The following is a 14,292-nucleotide window of genomic DNA, read 5'->3' as shown; positions in this document are numbered from 1 at the left end:
AACAATGCCTGTACTCTCGAGTGAACTACGTAGCCAGCTTGCACGGGTGGTGGTCGACGCGCGCGAGGCTGCTGAGGAGGGCGCTCGTTCCGCCCTCCAGGCCCTTGCGGTTCACCATCACGAGCCTTATGGTCCGATGACGCCCGAGCAACGGAACCTTCGTAACCGGCTCCGCGCCCATGGGCGACAGCTCGGTGACAAGCGTGACCCCAGGCGCGGAACCCAGGAGATCGACTGCCTCGTTCACGAATGCGCCTATCAACATTGGCATCGCATGCTTTTTGCTCGTTTCCTTGCTGAAAACGACCTGCTCATCGAGCCGAATTCCGGAGTAGCCATTACGTTGACCGAATGTGAGGAGCTGGCTCGCGAACTAAACGAAGATCCATGGGTCATGGCCAGTCGGTTTGCCCAACAGATGCTTCCGCAAATTTTTCGGGCGGACGACCCGGTTTTGGAAGTCATGTTGCCACCAGAAACGCAGCAGACGTTGGAAGGGTTGCTGGCCGATCTTCCCTCCGCCGTATTCACAGCTGACGACTCCCTTGGCTGGACCTATCAGTTCTGGCAATCGGCCGAGAAGGAACGAGTCAATAACAGTGGAGAGAAGATCACGGGTCGGACGCTTCCCGCGGTTACGCAATTGTTTACCGAGCCATACATGGTGTTTTTCCTCCTGCACAATACGATCGGTGCCTGGCATGCCGGCAAGATTTTAGACAGCCAACCCGAACTAGTGGAGTCCGCAAACAGCGAACAGGAACTTCGTGAAGCGGTAGCACTCAATGGCTATAGCTTTGATTATCTTCGCTTTGTCCGGGAACCAGTTAATGAGAAGGATGCCGACAGAGCAAAAGGGCCTTGGCGACCGGCTGCGGGAACGTTTGATGCTTGGCCACGAGATGCAAAGGATCTGAAGGTGCTCGACCCTTGTTGCGGAAGTGGACACTTTCTCGTTGCCGCGTTCGATTTATTGGTGCGCTTGCGCATGGATGAAGAGGATCTGCCGCTCGAGGATGCGGTCCGGGCTGTGCTGGCAGAGAATCTCTTCGGGCTGGAGCTGGACGCCCGTTGCACGCAAATCGCGGCGTTTAATTTGGCATTGACCGCTTGGAAGATGGTGGGCCGTGTTATCGACTTACCGGTCCTCAATATCGCCTGCTCTGGTTTGTCCGTCGGTGTGTCCAAAAGCGAGTGGCTCAAGTTCGCCGGCGAAGATATGAACCTGAGGTATGGCATGGAGCGGTTGTACGATCTGTTTGAGCAGGCTCCTGAGCTTGGTTCACTAATCGACCCGCGTCGGGCGATACCTGACGATGAACTGTTCGTTCCGGATTTCAATGAGCTTGAGCCGTTGCTGGTAGAGGCGATGCGAAGCGAAGAAGTTGTGGTAAGTGAGCAACACGAGATTAGCGTTGCTGCTCAAGGTATTGCTAGGGCTTATAAACTGCTTGATGACGAATACACATTAATAATCACGAACGTGCCGTATCTTAAGCGGACAGGGCAGAGCGATACGCTTCGGGCTTTCTGCACCGCCAATTACCCCGAATCCTCGTATAATCTTGCTACGGTGTTCTTGGATCGTCTTATGGAAATGAATGGAAAGACTGGCACGGTCGCTGTGGTCATTCCCCAGAACTGGACATTTCTTGCTACTTATAAGGCATTTCGGAGCCGGCTTCTGAATACGCAGCAATGGAATCTCCTAGCCAAACTCGGACCAGGCGCATTTGAAACAATTTCTGGAGAAGTGGTCAATGTAGCTCTTTGTGTTATTTCTGCCTCGGAGCCGCCCGATGATCACATGTTTTATGGTATCGATGCTATGAAAGTACAAGAGCCGCGTGCTAAGGAGGCGACACTCCGTTGTTCTCCTCTACGTGGTGTTGACCAAGAAAAGCAGTTGACTAACCCAGACGCTCGCATATCCTTAGATTTTACGGCGGCTGACGAGATCCTTGGAGATTATGCAAAAGGATTGGCCGGTATACAGAGCGGTGATACACCTCGATTCAGTCGCTACTTTTGGGAATTTTACCGTATATTTACAGATTGGTCATTCCAGCAAAGTACCCCTGATTCCACTTGTCATTACAACGGCAGAGAGCGGGTTCTTTTCTGGCAGGAAGGTAGGGGAGAACTAACACGAAGTCCTGGAGCCTACGTTCGGGGAACAGAAGGATGGGGGAAGCAGGGTGTTGCAATTTCTCAGATGGGTGAGTTGTCTGCAACCCTCTTTACAGGAGAGATCTGGGATAACAATACGGCCGTTATCGTACCAGAAGATACTGACCACTTAGCTGCCATTTGGTGTTTTTGTGCCTCCCCAATCTACCAAGAGGCCGTACGCAAGCTCGACCAGAAGGTGAATGTTACAAATGCAACCTTGGTAAAGGTACCGTTTGATCTGGAGTATTGGCAAAAAGTGGCCTCTCAGACATACCCTGACGGCTTACCCCAACCGTACAGTGATGATCCAACACAATGGATATTCCATGGTCATCCAGCGAAGGCGGAAGCCCGTACAGTACTCCAGGTCGCTATTGCTCGTTTGCTCGGTTACCGCTGGCCGGCGGAGCAGGACCCGAGCATGCGTCTCGCCACCGAAGCACGGGAGTGGGTCAACCGCTGTAGTGAGCTGAATCAGTTTGCCGACACAGACGGAATCGTCTGTCTTTCCCCCGTACGAGGAGAGAGCTCGGCGGCGGATCGACTGCGCCAGCTTCTCGCCGCTGCGTTTGGTAATGATTGGTCACCGGCGAAGGAGCGGCAACTTCTTCAGGCTGCGGCCCTCAATGGTCGGCCTGCTTCATCGCTCGAGGAGTGGTTGCGGGACAAATTTTTCGAAGAACACTGCAAGCTGTTTCATCACAGGCCGTTTATCTGGCACATCTGGGACGGCCGTAAAGACGGCTTCCATGCTCTGGTCAACTACCATCGTCTTGCCGGCCCTGATGGTGATGGTCGACGTACCTTGGAAGCATTGACTTATACGTACTTGGGTGACTGGATCGAGCGGCAGAAAGCTGAGCAGAGCGAGGGTAAGGAAGGTGCGGACGCCCGTCTCGCTGCGGCTCTTGACCTTCAAGAGCAGCTGAAGAAGATCTTGGAGGGCGAGCCACCATATGATATATTCATCCGCTGGAAGCCATTGCAAGAACAGCCGATCGGTTGGGAGCCGGACATCAATGACGGTGTACGGCTGAACATTCGGCCGTTCATGTCGGTGACGCTGAACAAGGGTGGTCGGGCCGGTGCCGGCGTACTGAGATATAAGCCGAACATCAACTGGAAGAAGGATCGTGGGAAGGAGCCGGAAAGTCTGCGCCCCAGGGATGACTTCCCCTGGTTCTGGGGTTGTGATCCGGAGAGATCCCCCGAGCATCGTACCAATTTCATGGGCGGTCAGAACTTCGACGGCAACCGCTGGAACGATTTGCACTACAGCATCGCAGTAAAACAGGCGGCGCGGGAACGCGCGGCAAAGGGGGCGCTGTCATGAGAACGCAAACAGAGACATCGACGACTCTCCTCGATGTACTTGTTACCGCACTCCGCGCATGTGACACCGCCCCGGATGGCATGGTACGCCCGGCGGCGATCCTGTGGACAGACCCAAAGCGGCAGTGGCTGCCCCTGAAATCCTTGCTTTTGAAGCGTTTACCCGAGTTAATCGTTTTTGGGGATTATGACCCTGCTCTCCGAACTGGACCGGCGATCTGGATTCGCTGTATGGTTGACCGGACGCTGGAGGAACCGAAGATCCCCGAGAACCGGGTACCGATTGTCTACTTGCCGGGGGTAGCGAGACAGGACTTGCGTGCGGGTGAGGACTGTCCGACGTCACTGAGACCTTTAGTGGAATTGATGTATCGAGGAACGCTGTGGCTGCAACGCGGTGGCCACGACTGGACGGTCACAGCGTTCCTGACTTCACCTCAGGGGCTTGCTCTGGATCTTGCGAAGGATCAGAATACGCTCGAAGCTTTGGCACGGGCACTGCGTGAAGTGGCAGAGACGCCTATCGCGCGACTTCGTGGACGTCGCCTTGAAGCGGAAGATTTTGATCAGTTGCTTTTAAGCGATGTGGTACGCGATCTGTTGCGATGGATGAGCGACCCAAAAAAAGAAAAGGAACGGATGGGTTCCGAGCGTTGGGAAGCATTCCGTAACCAGTGTCGGGCACAGTTTGACTTCGATCCCGAGAAAGATGGTGAGTTAACCGCCGGCGAGCAACTAGGATTGGGGGAAGGGCCGTGGAAAGAGGTGTGGGAGCGTTTTGAAGAGGCTCCTCATTTATTTCCGGGTATTCCCGATCTGCTTCGGCGGTCGAAGCCGGATGTTCTCCTTTTCGAGCGTGAGCGATGGCCAGATCATAACGATCAGGATGAAGAGGAGGTTCGGATCGAACTTGCCGGACTAAAGGATCTTTCACACAGCCAAGCGTGTGCCAAGGTATTGGAGCTTGAGCAAAAGCACGCTGAACGACGAAGCTGGGTCTGGGCACGACTTGGTCTCTCGCCGATGGCCGCGGTACTTGAACCCCTGGCACGGCTCGCCCGCGTGGCTCGGTCGGCTCTCGGGGGAAGCACGCCGGATGAGATCGCGAATGCTTACGTGGAAGGTGCCTGGGAGGCGGACGCGGCATCCTGGGAGGCGGTTGCCCTTGCTCCAATCGCTGATGAGGCTCTTATTAAAAACACCGTTCGAATTTTGCTCGAACCATGGCTGGACGAGTCGGCGCGCTCTTTTCAGCGAGCGGTCGAGGCGCATCCGCTTCCTGTAAAAGGCGAACAAGAACCCGTTGTCGCAGAACCCGGGATGTGTCTGTTGTTCGCCGATGGCCTCCGGTATGACGTCGGTCGGAGACTTGCCGAGCGTCTGGAGGGACGTGGTTGCCGTGTCCACGTTCGGTGGCGTTGGTCGGCGCTGCCAACGGTGACCGCTACAGCGAAGCCCGCTGTCACGCCAGTTGCTGGTAATATTGTCGGTGACCAATTGCCAGACGACTTCACACCAAGATTTACTGGGAGTGGTAAGCCGGCCAACGCGATAATGGTTAGAGCCGCTTTGAAGGCGGGAGGATATCAGGTGCTGCAAGGCGAACTTGATGACCGGACCGTCGACGACGAAGCATTGGGTTGGTGTGAGGCGGGGACGATCGACCAACGTGGACATGACCTCGATGATGAGATTGCCCGGCACATTGAGCCGGAGCTTGAACGACTGGCTGAACGAATCCTGAAGTTGTTGGAAGCTGGTTGGACATCGGTGAGAGTGGTAACCGACCACGGTTGGCTCTGGGTCCCCAGAGGACTGCCGAAAGTCGATCTGCCTAAGCACCTGACGGCAAGCCGTTGGAAGCGATGTTCTGTGATAGCGGGTGAATCACAGGTTAATGCGTTGATCGTCCCCTGGTACTGGAACACAGCTCAGCGTTTTGCTACTGCACCCGGGATCGCCTGCTTCAACTCCTCTCCAAGCTATGCGCACGGTGGACTCAGCATTCAGGAGTGCCTGATTCCTGATCTGCACGTCGAGCGTGGGAGTAGATCGGCACCTCGGGCCACCATTCGTTCAGTGACTTGGCGTAGAATGCGCTGTTTCGTTGAGGCGGACTGTCCAGTAGGCGAGGTGATTGCCGATCTTCGTCTTGAGAGGCCCAACGGGAAGTCTGTGGTAGCATCCACCAAGACACTTGATAAGGACGGCACGACCAGTTTGGCCGTCGTCGACGCTTACGAGGACAGGAATCTGGTTCTGGTCCTTCTGGACCATGCCGGAAATGTTCTTGCCCAACGAAAAACCAGGGTGGGAGAGTCGTCATGATCGCTCATGTGGAAATGGACCATCTCGACAAGATTGCAGCATCTGTCTTCGAAGGCTACCTTGTCCGAAAAGATTTGGTGCGAAAGTATTCCCGCCAGTTCCCGGTTCCAACCTACGTGGTTGAGTTTCTCTTGGGCCGGTATTGCGCAAGCACAAATGAGGAGGAAATCCAAGAGGGTCTCGAAATTGTCGGGAAACAGTTGAAGGGGCGTACGGTTCGGTCTGGGGAAGAAGAGCTTTTCAAGGCCAGGGCACGGGAGGAAGGTTCAGTCAAGCTAATCGACATCGTGAAGGCCCGACTCGACCCAAAAAACGACTGCTATGTGGCCGAGTTGCCGAGCCTAAACCTGCGGGATGTTCAGATCGCTGATTCGCTTGTGAAAGAGAATGAGAGGATGTTGACGGACGGTTTCTACACCGAGGTAACGCTCGAGTACGACCCGATTGTGGCTCAAGAGAAGAACGGGCGTCCATTTCGGATTGCTGCGTTACGACCGATCCAGATGTCCAGCCCCAACGTTCTTGACGTATTGTCGAAGGGACGGAAGGTGTTTACCACTGAGGAATGGCGTGATTTCCTCATTCGATCGATCGGGTTGGAGCCATCCGCTCTAAGCGACCGAGCCAAGATGGTGGCCATCCTTCGCATGGTGCCGTTCGTCGAGCGTAATTACAACCTCGTTGAGCTCGGACCACGAGGCACAGGGAAGAGCCATCTGTTCCAGCAGATATCCCCCTACTCCCACCTCATATCGGGTGGGAAGGCCACAGTGGCCAAAATGTTTGTCAACAACGTGAGCGGCCAACGTGGATTGGTTTGCCAGTACGATGTTGTCTGTTTCGATGAGATATCCGGTATCTCTTTCGATCAGAAGGACGGCGTAAACATCATGAAAGGGTATATGGCCTCTGGTGAATTCAGCCGTGGGAAAGAAAGCATACGTGCTGAGGGCGGAATTGTGATGGTCGGGAACTTTGATGTAGATATTGAGCAACAACAACGCATTGGACATTTGTTGAGCCCTTTGCCGAAGGAGATGCGGGATGATACAGCTTTTCACGACCGTATCCATGCTTTTGCTCCGGGATGGGATTTCCCGAAGCTCAATCCTAACGAGCACCTGACGAACCATTTCGGATTTGTTAGTGACTTCCTGAGCGAATGCTGGCATCGACTGAGGGAAATTAGCCGTGTCCCGGTTCTGCAGAACCGTGTATTTTGGGGTGGTGCTCTCAGCGGTCGAGATATAGAAGCGGTTAACAAGACTGTTAGTGGCTTAGTGAAGCTTCTCTTCCCGGATCCAGAGATGCCTGTTCCGGACGATGACCTTGAATGGATCGTTCGTGTGGCCCTCGAATCTCGCCGGCGTGTCAAGGAACAACAGAAGCGCTGTCTCAAGAGCGAATTTCGCAACACTCATTTTAGCTACACCCTGGGTGTCGAGGGAGTAGAGAAGTTTGTGTCCACTCCTGAATTACACAGTGATGAGGCAATTGAAGGCGATCCTTTACCACCAGGCCAGGTGTGGGCGGTCGGACCGGGAGCCAATGAATCTGGGCCTGGACTGTATCGTATTGAAGTGGCCGTGGGGCCAGGCAGTGGCGTACGTATTTTGAATCACCCACAGCCACCTGCGTTCCGTGAAAGCGTCAAAGTGGGTGAGCAGAATCTCTATGCGCGGGCTAAAGAGCTTGTCGGTGACCGAGATCCACGGAGCTATGAGTTCTCCATCCAACTTCGCGCAATGGATACGGACAAGAGTGGAGCAGGTTTGGGGTTGGCCGTCCTCGTAGCCATGGTGGGGGCACTCTTAGGAAGAAACACCCGTGGAGGGACCATTATCGTTGGTCCGCTTAATCTGGGAGGTTCGATTGAAATACTTCACAATCCTGTAGCCATTGCTGAACTCGCCATAGATAAACAGGCAACGACGCTGCTGATGCCAATCTCTGCTCGTCGTGCCCTCAATGATCTTCCCGATGAACTTTGGACGAAGATTAGAATCGAATTTTATAGTGATCCTACTGATGCTGTTTTTAAGGGTTTGATCGAGTAGGGGGAATACAACAACAATGGACGTACTGTTGCTACTCTTGTCGGCAACGTGGTGGTGGTTAACGTTTGTTGGTTGTCTTCTTAGTTTGGTTTAATGAGAATCCGACTACATGCCTTTAGGGATTTTCTTCACGGACTTCGCTACGTACGGATTCGGAGGCTTGCCAGGGTAACGGAGTAATGCATTCCTCCTCTGAATGAGGAGTAGTAGCCCGAAGGCGGGACCTTCCGTGATCCACGTTCGTTTTTCTCTATTTTTCTCCCAAACTATATACAAACCCAGCGGAAAAACCGCTGGGTTTGTAAGCGCCCAGCTGAATAGTATGAGTAAAGAAGACATCTCAGAGCGACTCGATTTCCTTGACAGGAAAACCAATATCCTGAACAACCGCCTGCTGGATGTTGAGGCGAAGACGTTGGATCTGGATGAATTGAAGCAACGTGTAGAGAAATTGGAACTACTAATGAATGATACTTCGAAATAAAATGGTCGACGAAATTCCCCAGTTAACGAATAACCACCCTCATTGTGAAGTGCCCCCCTTTAAGTAAACACGCAATAAAAAGTGTGCGTAAATTTACTTAAAGGGGGGCTTTTCCATGGCCACAAAGTTCCGTTCGTTCAGTCAGGATAATGTATCATTAAGAACGTAAGGGCGTGATCGCAAAGGAATTAGGATAGCCATATTGAATCATATCGGTCGAGAGTTGATTCATTTCCATTTCTAAACGCCTTTCAACTTTCCTTAGAATGTTAAAGAAAAGAGTCCTCAAACAGTGAGGACTTCATCTGCGACTTCCTTTGGTACGATGACCAGGGGGACACACAGAGCATCTGCAACCTTTTTGAGTTTCTCGATACTTGCACCGTGATACTCATTACGCTCGTCTCGAGATACTTGAGCATTGGACACTCCCAACCGCTCTGCCAGTTCAGTTTGTGTGATTCCTTTGTAAATGCGGTAAGAAATCAGCATTCGCCCCAACTGATCTAAGCTGGTTTTTCGCGGGAACTCGCCTTTTTTTACCTTCTCGTAGTATTTTACTTCGTCTTCGATTTGATGGTAATACGCCCACAATGGTTCTAATGCTTTTTCAACCTGTTCAGGGGTTAATCCAATTTGTTCAAAGTGTTTTTTCTTCTCTTCAATACTCTTCCGTTGTGCCTCTAAAGCCTTCAGAGACTTTTGGTATTCTGCATCCGTTCGGATCAACTTAGGCCCCTCCTTTTAACGGATAATCTGAACAATCCCTTTTTCCCGATATGTCCCACGTTGTAGTCGAAACGCATCTGGAAATGGTAATTCTTTTCCTTCTGGATCCCGGAGCCCAGTTCTGTTGCTAAAAAAGCCATAGAGATCATTGGGAATATCGGTGTAATGAGGGTACAACTCTACTCGGTATTTGTGCCACATTGGAAGTTGTGGTTTATGGGGGGAGTCTGGGTGTGGCTTCCGCTCTCGCCAGTTCCACGTCCAGATTGGTTCGATTTCATTGAGTGTATCCTGCCCACGCTTTACAAAGTCAATGACGGGACATTCAAAGTAACCGTCGATGTCGTTTGGATGCGGTTTGTTTTCAACAAACGATCCGTCGATGAAGATTTTCTCGTATCCGACTTCCCACAATTGACGAACCATCACTTCAAGCCCTTCCACCAGTTGATATCGCCAGTACGCATCCCAGCCATCCGGTTTTTGAAACCCTCCGGTGACTAAGATGCTTTCCTTCAATTCTTCAAGTGTTAAACGATGTGTCCCGGGCGGCAGCAATCCATGTTCGCTAAAGCTTAAGTCCATGAACAGTTATTCCCCCTATACACCCGTTTAATACATAAGTTGATTATCCTTTATTGTTATATTAACATATAAGTTAAATTAACTCAAATGTAAATAATGAAAAAATGTCCGCTAATATACATTAGAGGACATATACACCCGAAAAATCTGGCCTTGATGTCCGCTAAGGTTTCGAATATCCATGAAATATCTTGTCCGCTAAGGTAACAGCAAAATGAACATAGGGATGTTTGTTCCTAGGACACCCAAAAAATCAGGTATGATAACCAGGTGGAGATATGGATCAGCATCTCAGAAGCTTTTTAGGAGATTTGATCGAGATTGTTCATGATAAATATCATGATTCGCTTCAGGCAGAACAAGATGAATCAGATCTGGACAAAACATTTCGCTTAGGTTGTAACTTTGCTTATTATGATGTTCTGGAGTTGATCGAATCTCAATTAAGAGCTTTTGGTTATGATACAAAGCAGTTCGGTGTAATTGCTCCCGAGTTTGGAAAGATGTCTGAATCCGAATAGGGCATCATGTATCGGGTGGGTGTAGGTATTAGGTAAGCGGGGCAGAGACGGGAAATCGGAGTCTGGGATTTTAACAGAAAATTCAAACCGGCATCATTCGATGCCGGTTTATTTTTTCATGGCAAGGTTTTGTCTACCGTGTTCAACAACGGATTCAGTATGCCCTCAACCAATCCGTGATCTCCGTTGTTGCCGCCATTCCCTTGATCGCCGTCGCCCGGTTGATCATCAGGCGGTTGAGGTGGTTGCTCCTGTGATGGTGGCGTTTGGGAATCCGGCGGATTACTCGGTTCGGTTTGGGATGGTTGACCCGAGTCATCCCGGCGCGGTTTCCGTGACGGTTGATCAGTAGATGCCGGTTCCGGTGCAGGGTTCGGTTCGTAGGAGGATTGTTCCCTCTCATTTGCAGTTGTTCCGTTGCTATGATCGGTATTCGGTTTCGGTTGTACATATGTAGGTGCGGTGACGGATGGTTTGTTCTCCGGTTTCATCGCAACCGCCGGCGAATGAGTCAACTGAGACGAATGGTCGGCAGAATCGGATAAATGGTTTTTGGACGCATCGGTTTTACCATACGGATGGTCAACGGGTTGTTGTTGATCGTTAGAAGTGGATACGGACGACGGAGTATAGGTGTAATAATCGCCGGTGATTTCTTTCAACACATGTTGTCCGACAGGCGCTTGCGCCGTTTGTGCGGGGATGAAGCCGGTCAACAGGAAGCATCCTGTTACGGTGGCAAAAACCATTCTCCTCCGCTTTTTCAACTGCTTTCGACGTTCCGATCTCGTTGGCATTGAACACTCCCCTCCTTTCCAACCCTATCATCGGCCATTGTATCAAATTGCAGGCGGCTTGTCTGTACCAGCGGAAATGCAATTCGTGTCAAAGTCAGGGGATATTTGACATTCATAGAGGGAGGTTGTCTGTACACTTGTGTTCCGATCAGATAAGCTCTCTGTTTTTTAACGATTGCGCAATAGGGACTCAATCTTCGCTACACAGGCGTTTGATACAATTCGTTTGATCCCGGTAAACAGACATTTCCCCAAGGAGGGGGTCCCTCATGGCGAAAACGATAGAGACACTCACCCCGCTGACAGTCAAGTTGGCGGAAAATGACGAGGAGCGGCAACAAGCCTTTCGATTGCGTTACCGTGTGTTTGTCGAAGAAATGAAGAATTCGTTACTAACGAATTCCCAACGGTTGGAATGCGATCACTATGACCCGTATTGCGACCATTTGATCGTCGTGAAACCTGACTGCGGGGAAGTGATCGGTACGTATCGTTTGTTGCCGGGTGACCGGGCTCGTCGTCACTGTGGCTTTTATTCCGAAACGGAATTTGACCTTTCCGCTTTTCAAAGTGAGGCATCGGTCACCTTGGAGTTGGGCAGGAGTTGCGTCGCACCAGAATACCGCGACGGAAAAACGATTCAATATTTGTGGGCTGGTATCGCGGATTATCTGAAACGGCACCGGTTTCGGTACCTCATTGGTTGTGCCAGTTTGCCATCAATGGAACGGGAAGATCTGAACCGGGTTTACAGTTGGTTGCATTGGAAGGGGATGTTGACCGACGAATTCGGTATTCAGCCGCTTCCTGACCGGAAAGTGGAAGGGTTGGAACTCATCGACATCACGGGGCAGGAGAAAGCGATCATGCGGACCATTCCTCCATTGCTCAAAGGGTATGGTCGTTTGGGAGCCAAACTGGCGGCCCAGCCCGCATACGACCCGATCTTTGGTACCTTCGATTGGTTGGTGGTGCTGGAAACATCACGTGTGATCCGACGATATCAGCGTCACTTTTTGGAGGGGAGGTAAACGTTTGTACGAATGGATCGGCAGATTGACGAAGAATGAGCGCAGGATGCAGATGGTCTCGCATTGGTTGCGGCGGATGCCGCGTCCATTGGTTGAATGGATGTGCCGATGGGTGGGTTTATTGCTTTATATGGTAGGTTTTGCGTTGAGACGGAAAATCCGGGAAAATCTGTCCCGATTGTTGCCGGAACGAACTACCGGGCAAATCCGTCGCATCGCCCGACAGTATTTTGAGCACGGGGTCCTTACACTGTATGAGATTTTGGTCGATGTACCGTCCGAGTCGATCGGTAGCCGTTCAAGATTTACGGTCGAAGGGGAAGAACATCTGAGACGGGTGCTGGAGAACGGAAAAGGGGCCATTTTGTTTACTCCTCATGTCGGCAATTATTTTTATTATTACTGGTACTTCTCACAACGTTATCCCTGCCTGACCGTGGTAACGGCGGGGAGTGAAGAGCTGCGCCCCCTGTATCTCCGTATGCAATCACTCGGATGCCAAGGATTGGATTATGACAATACCCCGCCACTGACGCTTTTGCGCAAGTTGCGGCAGCATTTGCGCGAAGGTGGTGTCATTCTGCTCTTGGGAGATTTTTGGCGGCCCAATTTCCCGCCTGCTTTGATGTTTGGCAGAAAAACGCGCAGTCCCAGGGGAGCGGCCCAACTGGCTTTGCAAGAGCAAGTACCCGTAATCCCCTTTTACGGATACCGTGAGCGGGGCTTATGTCATCGCATGGTGATCGAACCGCCCGTTTACCTGTACAAGTATTTCAAGTCCAATCAAACTCTGGAAGCGACCAACCGGTTGAACGGTTTTCTGGAAAAAGCAATCCGCGCTTGTCCTGAGCAATGGTTTTACTGGTTTAACGCCGATCGCCGTTTGGATTTGGTGGGCGATCAGGTTGTGGAAGGCGGAGGGAGTAAAGATGACATCGACCCGGTTTCCGTTTCATCATAAGAACCAACAAGTTTTTCCCTCGATGATTTCTACGTTGGTGACGGGCAATCTGTCACCTTTTGCAGGTTGGGCGGGGAAATGGGGACAAGTTTCCACTTCCGCCATCTCTGTGTTGGGGCGTTTTGGAAGGAAACGGGAAACGGGTGAAATGAGAGTGAGGTGATCCATTTCACGGGTGCACCAGGAATGGATTATCTCACTCTCGTTTTGTTTGGGAAGTGTGTTCAGCAAGAGAAAGGGGAGAATGTCGTTGGATACGGGAAGCCATCTGCTGTTTGGATTCACCATGGCCGGGCTGTCGTATCTCGACCCGGCTGTATCCGGTGACCCGACCCTGGCTCAGGTGGTGATGGTGGGAACGGTGGTGGGTTCCAACGCACCGGATTTTGACAGTGTGGTACGATTGAAGGGATATTCCGCCTACATTCGCTATCACCGGGGTATCACGCATTCGATTCCCGCTTGGTTCATTTGGCCGGCGGTGATCGGGGTTCCATTGGCCGCCGGATATCAAGTGTGGGATCATTTTTGGACGTTGTACGGCTGGATTTTGCTATCCGTCCTCTTTCATGTGATCCTGGATTTGTTCAACACCTACGGGGTGCAAATTGCCCGACCATTCGTGAAGAAATGGTTTCACCTCGATATTTTGGCGATTTTTGAACCGTTCTTGTTTGTGGTGCATTTGGGTGGTTTGTGGTTGTGGTATCAAGGAGCCGACCCGCGTCAGGTGTTCGGCTGGGTGTATGCGATCACTGTCGGGTATATCGCCGTTCGCGCGTGGCATCATCACCGGGTGATCGACCGGGTGCTCAGGGAGACGGGGGTGGAGGGAGTTTGTCACGTTTTGCCCACGTTTCATTGGTTCCATTGGTTGTTTGTCGTAGAGACGGAGGATGGTTATTATACGGGGAGAGTGTCGGGGCGTTCTGTGCAGGTGGAGGATTTCTATCCCAAGGCACAGGAGCATTCGGCAATCCAAGCGAGTATGAAGACGGACGGTGTGCGGGCGTTTCTCAGTTTTGCCCAATGGGTGCACGTCACCTGTCGCGAGTTACAAGACGGGTACGAAGTCATATGGAGCGATGTTCGCTTTTGGTACGACAAAAAGCTGCCGTTCGGCGTCAATGTCCGGCTGGATAAAAAGGGCAACGTCGTGTGGCAGCGGTTGGGCTGGCGCAAACGACTGTGGGATCCACCGTTTGTGTGAGTAGGGGAGAGAGAGCCGCCCGTTTGGGGCGGCTCGTCTGTTAGAAATACAATTCGCCATGCTCCGCTTATCTGTAGCTCCTCTG

General features: G+C 51.8%; 12 protein-coding genes. 9 read left to right on the top strand and 3 right to left on the bottom strand.

Annotation, left to right across the window (positions count from 1 at the left end; genetic code table 11):
• The first annotated feature begins 4 nt into the window (after positions 1-4).
• The 4 genes from KI215_RS13090 (at position 5) to KI215_RS13075 (ending at position 8,373) form a co-directional block, all read left to right on the top strand.
• On the top strand, positions 5-3,505 hold the full coding sequence (locus tag KI215_RS13090; RefSeq protein WP_212773155.1) for an Eco57I restriction-modification methylase domain-containing protein: 3,501 nt from the start codon (positions 5-7) through the stop codon (positions 3,503-3,505).
• The gene (gene pglZ / locus KI215_RS13085; RefSeq protein WP_212773154.1) at positions 3,502-5,832 is read left to right on the top strand and encodes a BREX-1 system phosphatase PglZ type B; all 2,331 of its coding nucleotides are present in this window, start codon (positions 3,502-3,504) and stop codon (positions 5,830-5,832) included. The genes KI215_RS13090 and pglZ overlap by 4 nt, the downstream gene beginning before the upstream one ends.
• The gene (brxL, locus tag KI215_RS13080; RefSeq protein ID WP_212773153.1) at positions 5,829-7,889 is read left to right on the top strand and encodes a BREX system Lon protease-like protein BrxL; all 2,061 of its coding nucleotides are present in this window, start codon (positions 5,829-5,831) and stop codon (positions 7,887-7,889) included. The genes pglZ and brxL overlap by 4 nt, the downstream gene beginning before the upstream one ends.
• A 229-nt stretch (positions 7,890-8,118) precedes the next feature.
• Positions 8,119-8,373, top strand: a complete 255-nt coding sequence (locus KI215_RS13075) for a hypothetical protein (protein WP_212773152.1) — start codon at positions 8,119-8,121, stop codon at positions 8,371-8,373.
• A gap of 285 nt (positions 8,374-8,658) precedes the next feature.
• Here the strand turns inward: KI215_RS13075 and KI215_RS13070 are convergent, their stop codons facing one another.
• A complete protein-coding gene (locus KI215_RS13070) occupies positions 8,659-9,102 on the bottom strand; it encodes a helix-turn-helix domain-containing protein (RefSeq protein ID WP_212773151.1) in 444 nt (147 codons plus the stop codon).
• Between the two features lie 15 nt (positions 9,103-9,117).
• The gene (locus KI215_RS13065; RefSeq protein WP_212773150.1) at positions 9,118-9,687 is read right to left on the bottom strand and encodes a DUF6932 family protein; all 570 of its coding nucleotides are present in this window, start codon (positions 9,685-9,687) and stop codon (positions 9,118-9,120) included.
• Positions 9,688-9,965: 278 nt separating this feature from the next.
• Between KI215_RS13065 and KI215_RS13060 the strand changes: the two genes are divergently transcribed.
• On the top strand, positions 9,966-10,208 hold the full coding sequence (locus KI215_RS13060; RefSeq protein WP_212773149.1) for a hypothetical protein: 243 nt from the start codon (positions 9,966-9,968) through the stop codon (positions 10,206-10,208).
• A gap of 116 nt (positions 10,209-10,324) precedes the next feature.
• On the opposite strand, the gene KI215_RS13055 is transcribed toward KI215_RS13060, so the two are convergent.
• Entirely contained in the window at positions 10,325-11,005 is a 681-nt protein-coding gene (locus tag KI215_RS13055) for a hypothetical protein (protein ID WP_212773148.1), read from the bottom strand.
• A 269-nt stretch (positions 11,006-11,274) separates the two neighbouring features.
• Here KI215_RS13055 and KI215_RS13050 point away from each other — a divergent pair, with 269 nt between their 5' ends.
• The 4 genes from KI215_RS13050 (at position 11,275) to KI215_RS13035 (ending at position 14,207) form a co-directional block, all read left to right on the top strand.
• A complete protein-coding gene (locus tag KI215_RS13050) occupies positions 11,275-12,036 on the top strand; it encodes a GNAT family N-acetyltransferase (protein ID WP_212773147.1) in 762 nt (253 codons plus the stop codon).
• A gap of 4 nt (positions 12,037-12,040) precedes the next feature.
• A complete protein-coding gene (locus tag KI215_RS13045; RefSeq protein ID WP_212773146.1) occupies positions 12,041-12,997 on the top strand; it encodes a lysophospholipid acyltransferase family protein in 957 nt (318 codons plus the stop codon).
• Positions 12,998-13,019: 22 nt separating this feature from the next.
• Positions 13,020-13,160: a hypothetical protein gene (locus KI215_RS13040; RefSeq protein ID WP_212773145.1), complete on the top strand. Its 141-nt coding sequence runs from the start codon at positions 13,020-13,022 to the stop codon at positions 13,158-13,160.
• 81 nt (positions 13,161-13,241) lie between these two features.
• Positions 13,242-14,207, top strand: coding sequence for a metal-dependent hydrolase (locus KI215_RS13035; RefSeq protein ID WP_246512118.1), 966 nt, complete (start codon positions 13,242-13,244; stop codon positions 14,205-14,207).
• The last annotated feature ends 85 nt before the right edge of the window (positions 14,208-14,292 follow it).

Source organism: Polycladomyces abyssicola (genome assembly GCF_018326425.1).
In the GTDB taxonomy this organism is placed as follows: Bacteria; Bacillota; Bacilli; order Thermoactinomycetales; family JIR-001; genus Polycladomyces; species Polycladomyces abyssicola.
Note: the sequence above shows the minus strand (reverse complement) of the source record. Positions and strands in the feature narration are given on the sequence as shown.

What these genes read in the sequence shown, in the direction of transcription:
- KI215_RS13055 (WP_212773148.1), bottom strand. Translation starts at nt 11,005, where the DNA reads ATGCCAACGAGATCGGAACGTCGAAAGCAGTTGAAAAAGCGGAGGAGA.
- KI215_RS13090 (WP_212773155.1), top strand. Translation starts at nt 5, where the DNA reads ATGCCTGTACTCTCGAGTGAACTACGTAGCCAGCTTGCACGGGTGGTG.
- KI215_RS13065 (WP_212773150.1), bottom strand. Translation starts at nt 9,687, where the DNA reads ATGGACTTAAGCTTTAGCGAACATGGATTGCTGCCGCCCGGGACACAT.
- KI215_RS13060 (WP_212773149.1), top strand. Translation starts at nt 9,966, where the DNA reads ATGGATCAGCATCTCAGAAGCTTTTTAGGAGATTTGATCGAGATTGTT.
- KI215_RS13040 (WP_212773145.1), top strand. Translation starts at nt 13,020, where the DNA reads ATGATTTCTACGTTGGTGACGGGCAATCTGTCACCTTTTGCAGGTTGG.
- KI215_RS13035 (WP_246512118.1), top strand. Translation starts at nt 13,242, where the DNA reads ATGTCGTTGGATACGGGAAGCCATCTGCTGTTTGGATTCACCATGGCC.
- brxL (WP_212773153.1), top strand. Translation starts at nt 5,829, where the DNA reads ATGATCGCTCATGTGGAAATGGACCATCTCGACAAGATTGCAGCATCT.
- KI215_RS13050 (WP_212773147.1), top strand. Translation starts at nt 11,275, where the DNA reads ATGGCGAAAACGATAGAGACACTCACCCCGCTGACAGTCAAGTTGGCG.
- pglZ (WP_212773154.1), top strand. Translation starts at nt 3,502, where the DNA reads ATGAGAACGCAAACAGAGACATCGACGACTCTCCTCGATGTACTTGTT.